This window comes from Marinomonas sp. AWM4_232 (genome assembly GCF_056158325.1).
In genome coordinates this window covers 3837984-3853426 of sequence record NZ_JBSWTA010000001.1, presented here as the reverse complement: position 1 = coordinate 3853426, position 15443 = coordinate 3837984, and the positions used below count along the sequence as shown (strand labels likewise).

Genomic DNA, 15443 nt, shown 5'->3' with positions numbered 1-15443 from the left:
TGGCACAAAGGGGAAAACTAGAACTTCAGTGCAGCACTTAGGCGAATATCACGACCCGCTGAAGGGGCGCCAGAAACACTTTCCCAACCAGCATTGTCTGTGTAATCGGCGACACTCGCATGATTGATATACTGTTCATCAAATAGATTGTTGATGGTCAATGATAGAGTTAGATGATCACTTCCCATCGGCAACCAGCGAGCGTATAAACCATGTGTTGTATAGCCAGGCTTATCAATATTAAGCTCATCGCTACCAACATTTAGTTGGATGTTATTTAAGTCGCGCACATACTCTGTTGACCAGCCAGCCATGAATTTGTCTGTGAAGCGATAATCCAAATTTAAAGCTATGGTGTCGCCCATTGAATTAGCTGTTGAGCCGAATACGTATCGAGTAACTGCTTCACCGTTCATTGTCGTATCGGCTGTATGGAAATGAAGTCCAGCGCTCAAACGTGCAATTTGATAGTTCACATCAAAGTAAAAGCCGTCGGTTTCAATTCCGTGATCAAGGTTTTCATAAACTTTAGACCAAGGTAGCGGGGTGCCAATTGGATCTTTGATTTCAGAATGATAAAGGCCAGCGCCAATCTTCAGTTGGTTGTTATGATAGTTAAAGCCGACTTCTGTATTGCTGGCGGTTTCAGCTTTTAAATTTGTACTATTACTTGAACTAGATAGCTTGAAAGCATCTTTTATTTCTGGGCCTCGTAATGCTTTTGCATAGTTGGCATGAATGCTCAAGCGGCTATTAATGTCGTACACTGCACCAATATTTGGTGAGAAGCCTCCTTCAGAGTAGGACTGATCATTCACATCATCCAGCTCATAATGGTCATAGCGAACACCAGTTGAAAGGGTGAACGCATCGGACATTAGAATCGTATCTTGTACGTATATACCCTTAACCGAGCCTGTTTCGGAAAACTTGTAGGGGGCGCTGTCGACATCGTTAAGGTAACTTTTGTCATCTCGGTAATTGATACCATAAGTGAGCTCATGATCTCCGGCAAAGCTGGTGTTCTCAAGTGTTAAACCTGATGTTTCAACATAACCGCTGTAATTGGTGCCGCGAAACTCTCGCCCTTGGGTATTTTTCGTATGGTAAATAACCGCACGACTATTTATAAGATCGTTGTCCGCATCGACGAAATTGAAATTTAATGTGGTCGTTTCGCGCTCACCAGTCGTAGGCTCTGGAACGTTTCGCGGACCGGCTAACCATTCAGGCTTGTAAACAATGTCGCCTTCTTCATCCACACGCTCATGACTAATTGACATGTCTAGCTCATTAGTCAATGCCGCAGTGATCTTAGCAAACCCGAGTTGTTTATCAGATTCACTTCCTTCGATTTCTTGGCCGTTGCCGTCTTCTACGTTGTCACGTTTGGCATCCGTTAGGTGAATTAACCCACCTAATTTTCCTGACTCCGTTTGACCATAAACCGTTGCACTGTTTCTTAGACTATCACCATTGCTGCTGTAGGTGCTTTTCAAGATAGCACCTAGAGTTTCACCATCTGAAAGCAAGTCATTTGGATCTTTGGTTTCGAAGCGAACTGAGCCACCTAAAGCTCCAGGGCCTGCTGTTGCACTGGCTGGTCCCGCTTCAACTTCAACGCGTTTAAGCAGTTCAGGCTCCACGGAAATACGGCCAGAGTGGTGGAAGACTGCGCCAGATTGCTCAGCACCATCAATGGTAATATTAAGGGAGTCTTCACCAATATTTCGAACGTAGAGTTTTTGGCCCATGGCTACAGGCCCACCCGCAGAGACTTCACTTTCACCACGAAAAAGTTCTTCTAGATTAGTGGCTTGGCGCTGCTCAATTTCTGTGCTTGTGACTGTCTGATCTAACTCAGTGATAGCACGGCCTTCAACTTTTAATTCGTTTAAGACCGCCGCTTCTTCATTTGCCCATGCAGCGCTTGTAAGTGTTGTTTGAGCGATTGCAACGGCAAGGATAGTTCTGGGGAAAAGGGTAAAGGATAAAGTACGCACAATATTTCCTCTAAATGAGAATGATTGATATTTATAGGCGTCATTATCGTTTTTAAGTAAAGAATGTGAACAAGTTTTACAACTGTTACATTTTCATAAGTTCTAATTTAGTGGTTTAACACGATGTTGTTCTTAACCTTCAGGAGAAGTCTGAGTAGGAAGTGTTATCAACATAGTTAAACCCATACAATTGCGTTGATCGTCATACCTATTTTTAGCTTGAATGTTGCCACCAAGTGCCAGTATCTGTCGTTTGGCTAAGGCCAATCCTAAGCCATACCCTGTTTTAGTTGAGCTGACACAAGCAGAGCCATGCTTAGTCTGATTAACCCTAAAAAATGGTATAAAGATGTCTTCTAAGTGTTGCTCGGGTACACCACGGCCTTCGTCCTCAACTGTTAGTACAAACTCCGTCGCTGTTTGTCGTAGGTGTACTGTTACGCAACGGCCTATAGGTGTGTGGGTGAGGCTGTTTCGGATGATATTTTCAATGGCTGCAGCCAAGGCTTGTTGTGCGGTTTGAATGATCAGTTCAGAGTCAGGTATTTGTAGAGTAAGGCTATGTTCTGGGAATTCAAAACGTGCGTCTTCAATAATCACGTGAAGAAGATCAGCTATGTCTAATTCTTCTTTGCTTAAAGAAGGAGACTCAGTATTAAACCAGGCAAGAGTAAGGGCATCATCGATTAACCCCTGCATGTTGGCAGATTCATATCGTAGCCTTTGTAAAGCCTGTTGTTTATCTAAGTCTTGCTCCACTGAATCAACTGCGATGCCTAGTCGAGTCAATGGTGTGCGCAGTTCGTGCGATAAATCTGCAAGAAGTTGTCGCTGGTCGACGATGAGTGTACTTATGCGAACGGCCATCCGATCAAATGTGACTGCCAATTGAGTAAGCTCATCTGGTTTACTCGTCAGATCTTTATTTGCTCGTACGCTAAAGTCTCCGTCACTAAAGAGTTTGGTTGCTTGCTCCAGTTGCTTCAATGGCCTCATTACCTGTTGATATAAGAAGTAACTGATAAAGCAAAGAATCAAAAATGGCAGGGCGATTTGTAGTAATAGATCCACAATCAATAGGTTACTACCGGGGCGCATACGTTGAGGTAATTGAATCAAAAAGCGAGTTTCACCATCCGAAAAAGGAATATCCATAGTGGGGTTTTGTTTGAAATATAAATGGATTTTCCAATCTACACTTCGTGCTAATGTAAATACGGACTTATAGTGATCGGATAGTTCAGTCTGGGCGAAGGTTTGTATTTCGGGCTTTGCAATAGCGACCCAAGTATCTTCCCTTTCTTCTAAATCTCGAATCCAATCCGCTAAAACATCTTCACCTTGAGTGTTCATCATATGCTCAGCTGTTGCGGCATAAGAGCGTAACTCGTTTCGATATTTTTGATCAATATAGCTCATGCTATCTTCAGTATGGCTGACAATTAAATCGATTAGCCAAAACATAAGTACGGTACTGACAGCGATAACACCTAACAGCTTCCAAAATAATCGCTTTCTCATCGATAACGGTATCCTTTACCATGAACTGTACTCAAGTGCTCATTTGGCATGCCTGCGTTAATCAGTTTTTTCCGAATACGACTTAAGTGCATGTCTAGGCTTCTATCGTAACGGCTGAAGGCTTTGCCCAGAGCAATTTGTGATAGAAAAGCTTTGGTGAGAACTTCGCCTTTATTTTCTACCAATAACCAAAGCATTCTGAATTGTATGGGCGTAAGCTCAATTTGATTGCTAAGGTAGGCGACTGATTGCTCTGTCCGGTTTAACTCAAGTGATTCATCAACTAATTTAAGATCAATGTCTTTTGTGTTGTTACGGCCTGTGCGTCTTAGTAACGCGTCTACACGTAAGCTCATTTCTGTGAAATTGAAGGGTTTAGGGAGGTAGTCATCGGCGCCGAAGCTCAAGCCTCTGATTCGATCTTCCTCAGCGCCTAAAGCTGTTAACATCATGACCGGGGTATGGCGCTCTTTACGTAAGAGATTTAAAACTTTAAGGCCATCCATACTGGGTAGCATTACATCTAGAAGGACTAAGTCATAAGGGGTGTTTAGTGCATTCAAGAGCCCTTGCTCACCATCATGACAGAGTTCGCTTTGTAGTCCTTTTGTCTTCAGTAATTGCGAAATCTGTTGTCCAAGATAGAGGTCGTCTTCGATGATCAGAATGTTTGCGTCATACATATTTGTTATTCTTAATGATAATTATTCACATTAATATAACTTTATGATGAATGTATGTCACGGTTTCAATTCTGTAAAGCTCGTTATATCACTTTGTTTCTAAGTTAGAGGCCGAGGCGCTATTTAATTTCGGTTCTGTAAATACTTCTTTTGTGATGGACACAAAGGTCCAAACGTCTTCATAGAAGCAACTAAAGCGACCATCAACAGGCAGATCCGTTCGGTTGCTTTCCGCTGTGAATCCCAGCTTTTTGAGTATTGAACCTGAAGCCACATTGTTCAGTTTCAAGTAATGGGCATCTATTCTTACAAGCTTAAGTATTTCAAAGGCAGTATTTAATAAACAGCGTGCTGAGTGCGTTGCGATACCTTGTCCCCAAAAAGGCTCTCCAACCCAGTAGGACAGTTCTGCGGTTTGATTGCCGTAGTTGATTTTCTTTAAGATACAGCAGCCGACGATTATATCTTGCTGAAAAATCGTAAAGTGTAACTCTGGTGTACTGGGGACACCGATTTTATGTTCAGTACTTGACGCTAACCAAGCCTTAGCATCATCGAGCTGACAATTTACAGGTACGCCGCTAGTGCTGCTGATATTAGGGTTATTTGCTAACTCAACCAGTCTGGCAAGGTGATTTTCATTGATTAACTTGATAGATACTTCGCTCATGCAGATAAAAGTCTCTTTGATATTTTTAAAGAAGGTTTAGTTTGCATAGAACTGTTTAATATCTGCAATACGCTTCTGCGCCCGCTGTGGCAAGCTTTCAGGCGCGGATACAGCATTTAGGTCTTTGTTACCTACTTGAATAACCATTACCATGCCCATTGCCATATGGGGTGTGCATTCAATGCCATAAATGCCTTCCTGATCAAAAGACATTACGATTTCTTCATTGATGTTACCGCGAAATGTTGCTGCACCTTCTGGCCACATGTTAGCGATCGTCGCGGCATTGTGGCCTGGCGCAGTACGAAGAAATTTGACCGTATCACCAGGCTGGATATTTAAGTAACTTGGCTCGTAAGACATGGCACCGAGCTGATTACGGTTGACCATTTTTACTTCATATTGTGCCGCGTAAAGCGTGCTGGCAATAAGGCTAGTGCCTAATACAGTCAGTAAAGACTTGAACATGATATCGTTCCTTGTTTATTCAAAAGTTGTATATGAGGAGGGTGATCAGGCGAGCGAATGATGCGGGAATGAACATCGAATAGCTCAAGAATAAACGCTTCGCTGATTAACTCTGAAGGCTTGCCTTGTGCAATCAATCGACCGTCTTTCATGGCAATAATGCGATCAAAACGTAACGCATGGTTTAAGTCGTGGACGGCAACCAGCATGGTACGTTGAATGTTTTCAATCAAAGAGAGCACCACCATTTGTTGCTTAATATCGAGGTGATTGGTGGGTTCATCCATGACGATAAAAGGCGTGTTCTGTGCGAGTGCTCGCGCAATATGAAGACGTTGTTGTTCCCCGCCAGACAGCGTGTGCCAATGCTGCTGGCGCTTGTGTGTCATGCTGACTTTTTCTAGGGCGTGATCGACATGAGATTGGTGGGCAGTGCCCCACCTTTCAAAGGCTTTAATCCAAGGAGTGCGACCTAGGGCAACGGCGTCTTCTGCTTTAACCAATTCTTCGGTGGTGGCTTTTTGCTGAACAAACGAAAGGTGCTGGGCAAGCGTCCGCCTAGGATAGTGCTGGACAGCGATATCATCTAATGCGATATGGCCAGAACTTGGCTTATTAAGGCCGCAAATCAAACGCAGCAGCGTCGATTTACCGCACCCGTTAGGGCCAATTAAAGCAACGCGCTCTCCCTTTTCTAAGGCAAAGGAAATATCTCGCAGCAGTGTTTTTTTACCCAGTTGGTAATGAACGTTAGAGACCGTTAGATTCACCGCTTCTGTCCTTTGATCAACACCAACGCAAAGCACGGTGCGCCAATTAAGGCGGTGACCACGCCAATTGGCAATACTTGGCCGGGGATAACGATGCGCGAACCAATGTCGCAAAAGATTAAAAACAGAGCGCCAATCACGGCACATGCAGGCGCTAAGATTAAATGGGAGCTACCAAAGATAAACCGGGCAGCGTGGGGGATAACGAGACCTACAAAACCAATGGCGCCCACCATCGACACCATAACGGCTGTCATCATCGCGGTACCAAAAATCAGAACCACTTGCACACGGCGAACGGAAATCCCAATAGACGCTGCCGCATCCGAGCCGAACAAGAAAGCATCTAATGAACGAGCATGCCAAATAACCAAAGCCAACCCTGCGATAAGAACAGGTACAGACATGCTTACTTCTTGCCAGCGAGCACCTGATAAGTTACCCAATAGCCAGAACATAATCCCTCTGGCTTGCTCAGCATTGGCAGATTTAGCGATCACAAACGCCGTCAAGGCATTAAATAGCTGGGAGCCAGCAATACCAGCTAAGATAATCTGAGTAGAGATATGGCCACTACGGCGCTTTGAAGCGAGAGCCGACAGTAGCATAACGAAACCAAACGCCAGAATTGCTCCAAGCAAAGCGCCAAAAGACATGCTTAAGACACCAATACCCACTCCCGCAATGGTAACCATGACTGCACCAGTGGAAGCCCCCGCAGAGATCCCAAGCAAATAAGGGTCAGCCAACGCATTTCGTAACAGTGATTGAAGCACCAGCCCCGTAACCGCTAAGGCCGCACCGCAACATGCCGCCACTAATGTGCGCGTGAGGCGATAATTCCAAATAACGCCTTGATCAATGGGATGGATAGGGTAGTCAGCGCCAAATGCACCATTAGCAATGGCCTGAACAACGGTGGTGAAATCGATATTGGTTTCCCCCACCGCGACACCAGTCGTGATCGCGGCCAGCAACACCAACACTGTGAGCAAAACAAATAAAAAAGGGTGACGTGACATCACTCCATTTAATAACTGAAAAGGCATGGATTAGAGTTGTTCCACTGCGTCAGTCAGTTTCTCAAGGCCATTGATGAGACGAATGGTCGCGTCCATTTCCAAGGCGTCCATGATAACAATATTGCCTTGTTTCACTGCATCCATCTCTTTCGTTACTGGATCGTTTTTGAGGAATGCTAGCTTTTTCTCAAAATCATCGGCAGGGAAGCGACGACGGTTCATTTTCGCGATCACGATAATATCTGGGTTAGCTTTGGCGAGCGTTTCCCAACCCACCGTTGGCCATTCTTCATCAGACTGAACTACGTTTTCAATGCCCAAGGTTTTCATTAAATAGCCCGCTGCGCCTTTTTGACCAGCAACGTATGGATCAATGTCCATCGCCGCACTTGAGTACCAGAAAACAGCCGTTTTACCTTGGCTACCCGCCGCTTTAGCACGTTCGATGGCAGTGCTTTCACGTTGTTTTAAAGACGCCACTAATTGATCACCTCGATCAGACACATCAAAGATATCTGATAATTGATCGATCGACTTATACAGTGCAGCGGTTGAGAATTGATCTAGACGAGTTCCATCAAGGCCCACTGAATTGTCTTTGTTGTCACAGTCGGTCGGTAGGATGTAAGTTGGAACCTTTACGTCATGGAACATGTCTCGCGTCGCCACGATGCCTTGATCACCCACATGCCACTCATATTGCACGGCCACTAGCTCAGGTCGCTTCTCCAAAACTGACTCGAAGCTTGGATCATTGTCGGCCAAACGCGGAATGCCAGCGTTGACTTCTTTAAACTCAGGCAGGACTTCGTTAAACCAAACTGAGGTGCCCTTAACTTTATCGCTAAGATCTAATGTGTACAAAATCTCTGCAGCTGCTTGGCCAACTGTCACAGTGCTTTGAGGGGCTTGTTGATAGGTATGCGTAAAACCACAGTTTTCAATGGTTAAAGGATATTCCGTAGCTAAGGTGTGCGTAGAACTAAGCAAGGCCGTCGCGATTAGCGACATAGAAAAAACTGACTTCATTGGAACTCCGTTACCAATATGATTGATCAAAGCGCGTCATTTTAAAGGCTATCCTAATGCTCTGCTATAAAAAATAATTCTCATTTGACTGAGTCGTTTTCATCACCACTCTTACCCAATTGCTATTTTTGTTTCCGCAAAGCGCAGTTTTTTTTGACGCGGTGCTGCCAAAATATAAGCGAGGGTCAACGGTCCCACACGACCTATAAACATTAGAACGATGATAATGAATTCACCTTGTGATGTGAGTTGACTAGTGAGCCCACGAGACAAGCCTACCGTACCGAGTGCTGATACCGCTTCGAAGAGAATATCCAGCATAGGAGCCTGCTCAGTAAGCAGTAGCAAGAAAACCGCTAACCATGTCACTCCGGAAGAAATCATGGTGATTGCTAAGGCTTTTTTAATGCTCTCTTTGGAAATTTCCCGGTTGAACGCCAGTACCTGTTCATCTCTTCTTAAGAAAGAGTAGGTCGCCAGTAGTAGAACGATAAAGGTAACAACCTTGATGCCGCTTGCCGTGCTCATAGAGCCTCCGCCAATAAACATTAGCATTAACATCATTAGAGTGGATGAGTCTTCTAATTGATCAATGGGTAAGGTATTAAAGCCAGCAGTTCTGGGGGTCACAGCCTGAAACCAAGCCGCAAGCCATTTGCCAGATTCACTTAAGGGGGCGAGTGTGTTTGGGTTATCTTGCTCAATCAAATAGATAGCGATTAATGCAACACTGTTCAGTGCAATCGTGCCGAGAATCATTAAGCGACTATACACAGTCAGCTTCGACCAGCGTTTCTTACGCTTAATATCAATCCAAACTGAGAAACCAAGCCCTCCGATGATAAACAATGCAGTTATGGTGATGTTTACAACAGGATCACTGACATAGGGAATGAGACTGTCGGCACTGAGAGCAAATCCAGCATTGTTAAAAGCGCTAATGGTATAGAAAAAGCCATGAAACAAACTGGTTTGCCAACCTAATTCATCACTCCAATACATTGCTAAAATCAGCATGCCCACCAACTCTACCGTTAAGGCAAAGATGATGACAGACTTGGCCGTAGTGATGAGTGTCGAAGAGTCCGTCTGATTAAAAGCTTCCTTTGCGACCACTTTTTCTAGAAATCCGATACGTCCCCCAAGGGCAATCAAGGTCACAATGGCAAACGTCATGAGTCCCAAGCCCCCCAACTGGATCAATAGCGCAATCACCAATTGACCGAATACAGTGAATGCGGAGCCAGTATCGACCACGACTAATCCGGTAACTGTGACAGCGGATGTGGCGGTAAAGAAACATTGAACCCATGAAATGGGTTCATAAGTGGCAATCGGCAATTTAAGTAGGGCCGCACCGATGATGATTAACAATAAAAAGCCACCGCTTAAAATTGTGTAGGGGGCGTACTGTATCTTTTTTGCAGATGTACAGCTGCGTTCAATAGGAATGTGCTTAGGGTGCCATTGAATCATCTTACACCAACCTAGGTGCGAGATACTTGAGTTCGGATCTTGTGCCACATAAGAGTAGGGTATCGTTCTTTTTCAGAGTAAAAGCTAAGTCGATCTCTTCGACTAATTGATCGCCTCTCTTAACCAACAACGCTCGAACCGTTGATTTCAATTTGCCTAGCAAGCGCCCCATCGTCACACCATCTAACGCTGTTTTGATGTTGATCTCAACCACATAGAGACCATGCCCAAGAGGTAGGTAATTATTTACCATGGGGTAATTGAGTGCTTGCGCGACCCTGATCCCCATATCCTCTTCAGGGTGAATGATACGCTGAACAGCGAGTTTTGAGAGAATAGTATGGTGAGCCTTGGTTGTGGCTTTTACCCATATCTCCTTAACCCCGAGATTCTTCAATGCCAAAGTACATAACAGGCTAGACTGCATATCCTCACCAATGGCTACTAACACAGCTTCGCTTTGTGTCAGTTCCAGCTCGCGTAATGTGTTTTCATCCGTTCCATCACAAATAGCGACTTGAGTCAGTTGATCGACTATTTGATCTACTACTTTGGCATCACAGTCTATTCCTGTAACCGTATGTCCGAGATGAACGAGTTCGAGACTCGCAGCGATACCAAAACGCCCGAGTCCAATGACAGTAAAATGTGCCATTAAAAACCTTCTTTAAACTTTAAATGGAGTTTTAAAAATCAGATCTAAGAATGATTAAGAAATGTATTAAGAGGAGTTATCTAAATGCTCTGATAAGGTAAGTCGATATCCAACACCTGGTTCGGTTTTGATAATGTGCTGCGCATCTTCGCAGTCATTTAGTTTCTTACGTAATTGACTGATCAGTATTCGAAGGTAGTGTGTGTCGTCCACATGTGTGCGACCCCAAATACGTTGCAGTAGCTCGGATTGCTTGACCAAAAGCCCTGGTGTTTCAAGTAATAGAGCCATAAAAGCAAATTCTTTTTTGGTCAGTGAAATTTCATTGTCGGATACCCAGAACTGATGAGTGCTGTGTTGCAATGTGAGAGGCCCGAAACAAATGCGATCTTGAACGTTTGGTTCTGTTAATAAGTCTCGAGCCAGCACTTTAATACGCGTAATTAGCTCTCGAATGCCAAATGGCTTTGTCAAATAGTCATTGGCACCGGCTTCGAGTAATCGAATTTTTTCGTCTTCTTGATCTCGGGCTGTAAGCATTAGAACGGGCGTTTTTGCCTGAGAACGAATTTCAAGAAGTAGGTCGCTGCCATCTCCGTCTGGTAAACCAAGATCTAAAATCACTAGATGAGGCTTATGCTGTAACCATTGTTCTCGGGCGTCTTCAAGTGAACTCGCACCTATATATTGGAAGCCTTCAGCCGTTAAAGAAATGCGAATGAAGGTATGGATTTCAGGTTCGTCATCCACCAACAATATTTTATAAGTCATGTGCGAACCTCAGCTGCATCATCCTTTGGTAGTTCTATACGCATCAAACATCCAGTATCTACTTTGACACATTCAATGGAGCCGCCATGTGCCGTAATGATGCCCTTTGCAACACTTAATCCAAGTCCAGTGCCCTTATCGGTAGAAATGTTTTGGCGTCGAGAGTAGAACAAATCAAACATATGGATGCGATCCTCCGCCGAAGGGGTAATCCCAGTATTAAAGATATCAATTCGGATACTGGTCTGGTGATGGGAGGCTTTTAACGTGATGGGCCAATCTTTCAGCGAATAGGTGAGTGCATTATCGATAACGTTAAAAAGTGCCTGTTCAATAAGCTCTCTATTGATCGCAATGTTATCAATTGCATCGACGGACAATGCCATTCGTAAACCGTTAGCGTTCACTTTCGTCGCTAATCCTTCCAAAATCGAGGCAAGCGAACAATACTCCTTGTCTAAACGAACACTGCCATGAACCATCTTTGTCGCTTGCAAAAGGTTTTCCATGTATTGATGCAAACGATGACTCTCGGCTGTTGCGCTATTTAGTAATTCGTCTTTTTCAGAGTCCGTTAGCAGCGCTTGATATTCTTTAAAAGTCGACAAATTACCAATAATACCTGCTAAAGGTGTACGTAAATCATGGGAAACGGAGAGTAAGATCTGATTTCTAAGGCGAACTTGATCGATCAAAGTTTGTTGTTGGCGATAACGTACGGCAAATTGGCTAGTTACCAGAGCGACAACCAAGAACACTAACAGATTCAAAATGTCAGCCTGATTTAACATGTGAAAACTGTAGCGGGGCGCAGTAAAAAAGTAGTTAAAGCATATAGCCCCAAGACAGGCTGTGAGATAGCTAAACGCCGGTGAGCATTTAAAGGCCACCATCACAATGCCCAGTTGTAACAACAACAAGACTGCGATGGGGGAGTTGACCATCGAATCTATTGCAAAAGAACACAGCAAAACGCCCAGTAACACAGCGCTGGAAGTGCGTATATGCTCCCAAGAGAACAGCTTTGTCATCGTGTCGAAACCGTTGTTTGAAACTTGCTGAACACTTTAACAAAGCCGAACTTCCAGAGCGCGTAAAAAAACCATAAAAGTTAAGCTTGATGGAAGTCTGATTATCACAAGCTGGGAGTGCTCAACCCTCCAGCCTGTGACATCTGATTAGCTCAATGCAAAAGTAAGTGGTGCGCCATGGGTGCGGGTCAGCAGCTTTCCGTCTTTCATTACGACTTCACCCGCCAACACGGTGGCAATGGGGAATCCAGTGATGGTATCGCCGTGATAGGGCGTCCAACCGGACTGAGTGGCCATTTCGGAATCTTCAAAGGTGTGCTCAAGATTTAGGTCGACCAAAGCAAAGTCTGCATCATAACCCACTTCGATACGGCCTTTGTTTTGAATACCCAGTACTCGACAAGGACCTTCGCATACTAGCTCAATGACTTTTCGTAACGTGAGTTTGCCAAGATGGACTTGGTTGAGCATGATCGGTAGTAATGTCTGTACCCCTGGCATGCCACTTGGAGAAGCGGGGTAGGTTTGTTTTTTCTCTTCTAATGTGTGCGGTGCGTGGTCGGTTGCCATCACATCAACAGTGCCATCATGAATCGCGTCCCAAATAGCGTGTTGATGGTATCGCTCGCGGATCGGTGGATTCATTTGCACTCGACTACCTTTTTGGATATAGCAGTTTGGCGCGTGAAAATGCAGATACTGAGGCAGAGTTTCAACCGTGATTTGATTGGGTGAAAGTACTTGTTTTTGCTCTCTTAAATAGGCCATTTCATCGGCACTGGAGATATGCAAAAGGTGTAATTTTGCGCCAGTTTGCTGTGCGTAGCTTACCACTTTTTTAGTCGCTTTCAGCGCACTGGTGACATCGCGCCACTCGGGGTGTGACACTACTTTGCCTGATTTCTCAGCAATTACTTTTCGCTCTTTTAAGCGCTGTTCGTCTTCGGCGTGAATTGCAATCCGACGTTGGCAGGACGACAAAATATCTCGTAGTACTTGATCATCATCGACAAGAAGTGAGCCAAACGAACTGCCCATGAATACCTTGATACCAGAGCAACCGGGAAGCTTTTCTAATGTGGGAAGCTCCGCGATGTTATCGGCGCTTGCTCCGGCATAAAAGGCGTAGTGACACCAAGCGCTCTCTTTCGCAATGTCTAACTTTCTCTGTAATGCTGCGCTATTGGTAGTTGGGGGAGAGGTATTTGGCATCTCAATAATGCTGGTTACACCGCCAAGAATGGCACCTTTGGTGCCCGTGGCGATGGTTTCTTTGTGTTCAAGTCCAGGCTCTCTAAAGTGCACCTGTGAATCGATGATGCCCGGTAGAAGGGTTTTGCCTTGGCCGTCCAGAGTTGATCGGGCACGAAAGCCGCTGATGTCTTTTTGGATCGCGACGATTTTCCCTTTGTGGCACACAACATTGGTCATTTCGTTTGTAGAAGGGAGCCACACATCCACATTATGTATTACTAAATCAACGTCTATCATTTTTAAGCATCCTTATAACCGAAACTAGACTGCGCAACAGCGTTATGTCCATGTAGGCTTTCATAGTGTGAAATGGCTAAGTGGCCCGAGTAACCGTTGTCAGTTAACGCTTGCATCAGGCGTCTGCTCGCATCTTCAACGAACATTGGGTTTTGACCATTATTGATGGCGAATTGTTGCTCGTCTTGACGCTTCACGAAGGTTTGAACCGGCGTTCCTAAGGCTCCCTCACAAAGGTCTATGAGATTTTCTATTGGGAACTCCGTGCCGGTTACATCGACAGTAATGTCAGCTTCACTGCGCTGGCTGTGAGGGATGGCGTAAGTCCCTTGTTGCTCCAACCACTGTGCGATTTGCTGTTTATCAACTTTGCTTGGTTCGTAGTGGAATTGATCCAAAAACACTTCTTTTAATGCTTGCCTAGACAGCGCAGCGGATGCAGGGCAACTTGATGAATAAGTGACGGTCACTCGCAGTGAGACAGTTATCCCGGTCTGATGATCAAAACGAGCGGATACTTTTACTGGATAGCGATTCCAACCATATTGCTGATTATGTAGCGCAGAGCGCTTCCGCAATACCTCCGTTTCAATGTCACAAAAAATACAGTCCGAGTTGACTTCTCTTTGTTGTTCTAATGCCGATTGAAGACTCTCTTTGAGTGTGACTGGTGTCAGATAATGTTGCGTTAATGCCTGCAAAGATTGGTACATTCGAGACATATGCAGGCCTTTTTGATGGTTTTTAACATTTGCTCGAATGCTGAGTTTGGTGGCTGCCGTGATGGTTTGTTGATCGATTTCGAATGGTATCGGGAGCGAGATATGTGACATACCGACTTGATCAATAGCGATATCTGAGACGTTTAAACTGGCGACATCGGGCAGTAGGGAAGTTGAGTTCATGCTGTAACTAGCCATCCTTTGTAAAACATGCCTTACACAAAAAGCGATGAGGTTTGCATCATTTCTAATGATGAGGAACTAAAGTGTTATGTTATAACATTTTAAAATTAACCAAAACACAAAGGATCGATATATTTATGTCTAGTCAAAAAACAGCCTTAGTTGTTAGCGCACATTCAGCGGATTTTGTTTGGCGAGCAGGTGGCGCGATTGCGAGCCATGTGAAACAGGGTTGGAAAGTCAAAGTTATTTGTCTGTCTTATGGGGAGCGTGGCGAATCGGCAAAGCTGTGGCGTCAGCCGAATATGACGTTGGAAAAAGTGAAGTCTGTTCGAGAGCAAGAAGCACGCGCTGCCGCGGAAATTCTTGGGGCAGACATTGAGTTTTGGGATATTGGTGACTATCCCATGCGAATTTCAGATGAGATTTTATTCAAATTAGTGGATGTATATCGCGAATTACAACCTGAATTTGTATTGAGTCATTCAGAGCGCGACCCTTATAACTTCGATCACCCGCTAGCCATGCATGCTGCGCAAGAAGCACGCATTATTGCCCAAGCAGAAGGCCATAACCCAGGCCAGAAAATAGTTGGAGCGCCCCCTGTGTATTCATTTGAGCCGCACCAAACAGAACAATGTGGTTGGGAGCCGAATACCTTTTTAGATATCACGGATGTTTGGGATACTAAACTGCGCGCTATTCAGTGCATGGCTGGTCAAGAACACCTATGGGAATACTACACGCGTGTTGCGCTTCAGCGAGGTGTGCAAGCAAAACGCAATATAGGGATCACGGTCAAGCGAAACATTCAATATGCGGAAGGCTACATGAAACTGACGCCGACAGTGGTTGGGCAGTTGTAAAGCGGGTTGCAATCACGAAACCACGATTAAAATTAACTCTGGCCTATTCAACAGTTCTATCTGGACCTATGTAGCATTTTTC

The 15443-nt window shown here is 44.7% G+C and carries 14 protein-coding genes and 1 pseudogene; 1 reads left to right on the top strand and 14 read right to left on the bottom strand.

All coding sequences use genetic code 11. The features are described from left to right. Positions 1-17: 17 nt before the first annotated feature. The 14 genes and pseudogenes from ACXAC1_RS18235 to folE2 form a co-directional block, all read right to left on the bottom strand. Positions 18-2003 carry a TonB-dependent receptor domain-containing protein gene (locus ACXAC1_RS18235; RefSeq protein ID WP_475063352.1) on the bottom strand — a complete coding sequence of 662 codons (1986 nt, stop codon included), beginning with the start codon at positions 2001-2003 and terminating at the stop codon, positions 18-20. Between the two features lie 132 nt (positions 2004-2135). Further along, entirely contained in the window at positions 2136-3524 is a 1389-nt protein-coding gene (locus ACXAC1_RS18230) for a HAMP domain-containing sensor histidine kinase (RefSeq protein ID WP_475063350.1), read from the bottom strand. Next, positions 3521-4207, bottom strand: coding sequence for a response regulator transcription factor (locus ACXAC1_RS18225; RefSeq protein ID WP_475063348.1), 687 nt, complete (start codon positions 4205-4207; stop codon positions 3521-3523). Before ACXAC1_RS18225 ends, ACXAC1_RS18230 begins: the two co-directional genes overlap by 4 nt. Before the next feature lie 88 nt (positions 4208-4295). After that, complete coding sequence (locus ACXAC1_RS18220; RefSeq protein WP_475063346.1) at positions 4296-4877, bottom strand: GNAT family N-acetyltransferase; 582 nt, start codon at positions 4875-4877, stop codon at positions 4296-4298. Between the two features lie 36 nt (positions 4878-4913). Next, the gene (locus tag ACXAC1_RS18215; protein ID WP_475063344.1) at positions 4914-5345 is read right to left on the bottom strand and encodes a pseudoazurin; all 432 of its coding nucleotides are present in this window, start codon (positions 5343-5345) and stop codon (positions 4914-4916) included. Then, a pseudogene (locus tag ACXAC1_RS18210) lies at positions 5327-6067 on the bottom strand (ABC transporter ATP-binding protein); the annotation flags it as partial. The pseudogene ACXAC1_RS18210 and the gene ACXAC1_RS18215, both read right to left, overlap by 19 nt. Positions 6068-6111: 44 nt before the next feature. After that, the gene (locus ACXAC1_RS18205) at positions 6112-7164 is read right to left on the bottom strand and encodes a FecCD family ABC transporter permease (RefSeq protein ID WP_475063342.1); all 1053 of its coding nucleotides are present in this window, start codon (positions 7162-7164) and stop codon (positions 6112-6114) included. 3 nt (positions 7165-7167) lie between these two features. Continuing rightward, positions 7168-8166, bottom strand: a complete 999-nt coding sequence (locus ACXAC1_RS18200) for an ABC transporter substrate-binding protein (RefSeq protein WP_475063340.1) — start codon at positions 8164-8166, stop codon at positions 7168-7170. Between the two features lie 111 nt (positions 8167-8277). Continuing rightward, positions 8278-9642 (bottom strand): TrkH family potassium uptake protein, encoded by a 1365-nt coding sequence (locus ACXAC1_RS18195; protein WP_475063338.1) that lies wholly within the window; start codon positions 9640-9642, stop codon positions 8278-8280. Between the two features lies 1 nt (position 9643). Continuing rightward, a complete protein-coding gene (locus ACXAC1_RS18190; protein WP_475063336.1) occupies positions 9644-10297 on the bottom strand; it encodes a potassium channel family protein in 654 nt (217 codons plus the stop codon). 66 nt (positions 10298-10363) lie between these two features. Next, positions 10364-11068: a response regulator transcription factor gene (locus ACXAC1_RS18185; protein ID WP_475063335.1), complete on the bottom strand. Its 705-nt coding sequence runs from the start codon at positions 11066-11068 to the stop codon at positions 10364-10366. Further along, positions 11065-12099, bottom strand: a complete 1035-nt coding sequence (locus ACXAC1_RS18180) for a sensor histidine kinase (RefSeq protein WP_475063333.1) — start codon at positions 12097-12099, stop codon at positions 11065-11067. The genes ACXAC1_RS18185 and ACXAC1_RS18180 overlap by 4 nt, the downstream gene beginning before the upstream one ends. A 147-nt stretch (positions 12100-12246) precedes the next feature. After that, entirely contained in the window at positions 12247-13590 is a 1344-nt protein-coding gene (locus ACXAC1_RS18175; protein ID WP_475063331.1) for a dihydroorotase, read from the bottom strand. Positions 13591-13592: 2 nt separating this feature from the next. Continuing rightward, the gene (gene folE2 / locus ACXAC1_RS18170; protein ID WP_475063330.1) at positions 13593-14495 is read right to left on the bottom strand and encodes a GTP cyclohydrolase FolE2; all 903 of its coding nucleotides are present in this window, start codon (positions 14493-14495) and stop codon (positions 13593-13595) included. 137 nt (positions 14496-14632) lie between these two features. On the opposite strand from folE2, the gene ACXAC1_RS18165 reads away from it, so the two are divergent. Next, positions 14633-15361, top strand: a complete 729-nt coding sequence (locus ACXAC1_RS18165) for a PIG-L deacetylase family protein (protein WP_475063329.1) — start codon at positions 14633-14635, stop codon at positions 15359-15361. Positions 15362-15443: the final 82 nt, after the last annotated feature.

Excerpts from the sequence above, each read along its gene's own strand:
- ACXAC1_RS18230 (WP_475063350.1), bottom strand. The coding sequence starts at position 3,524 with ATGAGAAAGCGATTATTTTGGAAGCTGTTAGGTGTTATCGCTGTCAGT.
- ACXAC1_RS18225 (WP_475063348.1), bottom strand. The coding sequence starts at position 4,207 with ATGTATGACGCAAACATTCTGATCATCGAAGACGACCTCTATCTTGGA.
- ACXAC1_RS18220 (WP_475063346.1), bottom strand. The coding sequence starts at position 4,877 with ATGAGCGAAGTATCTATCAAGTTAATCAATGAAAATCACCTTGCCAGA.
- ACXAC1_RS18215 (WP_475063344.1), bottom strand. The coding sequence starts at position 5,345 with ATGTTCAAGTCTTTACTGACTGTATTAGGCACTAGCCTTATTGCCAGC.
- ACXAC1_RS18205 (WP_475063342.1), bottom strand. The coding sequence starts at position 7,164 with ATGCCTTTTCAGTTATTAAATGGAGTGATGTCACGTCACCCTTTTTTA.
- ACXAC1_RS18200 (WP_475063340.1), bottom strand. The coding sequence starts at position 8,166 with ATGAAGTCAGTTTTTTCTATGTCGCTAATCGCGACGGCCTTGCTTAGT.
- ACXAC1_RS18195 (WP_475063338.1), bottom strand. The coding sequence starts at position 9,642 with ATGATTCAATGGCACCCTAAGCACATTCCTATTGAACGCAGCTGTACA.
- ACXAC1_RS18190 (WP_475063336.1), bottom strand. The coding sequence starts at position 10,297 with ATGGCACATTTTACTGTCATTGGACTCGGGCGTTTTGGTATCGCTGCG.
- ACXAC1_RS18185 (WP_475063335.1), bottom strand. The coding sequence starts at position 11,068 with ATGACTTATAAAATATTGTTGGTGGATGACGAACCTGAAATCCATACC.
- ACXAC1_RS18180 (WP_475063333.1), bottom strand. The coding sequence starts at position 12,099 with ATGACAAAGCTGTTCTCTTGGGAGCATATACGCACTTCCAGCGCTGTG.
- ACXAC1_RS18175 (WP_475063331.1), bottom strand. The coding sequence starts at position 13,590 with ATGATAGACGTTGATTTAGTAATACATAATGTGGATGTGTGGCTCCCT.
- folE2 (WP_475063330.1), bottom strand. The coding sequence starts at position 14,495 with ATGAACTCAACTTCCCTACTGCCCGATGTCGCCAGTTTAAACGTCTCA.
- ACXAC1_RS18165 (WP_475063329.1), top strand. The coding sequence starts at position 14,633 with ATGTCTAGTCAAAAAACAGCCTTAGTTGTTAGCGCACATTCAGCGGAT.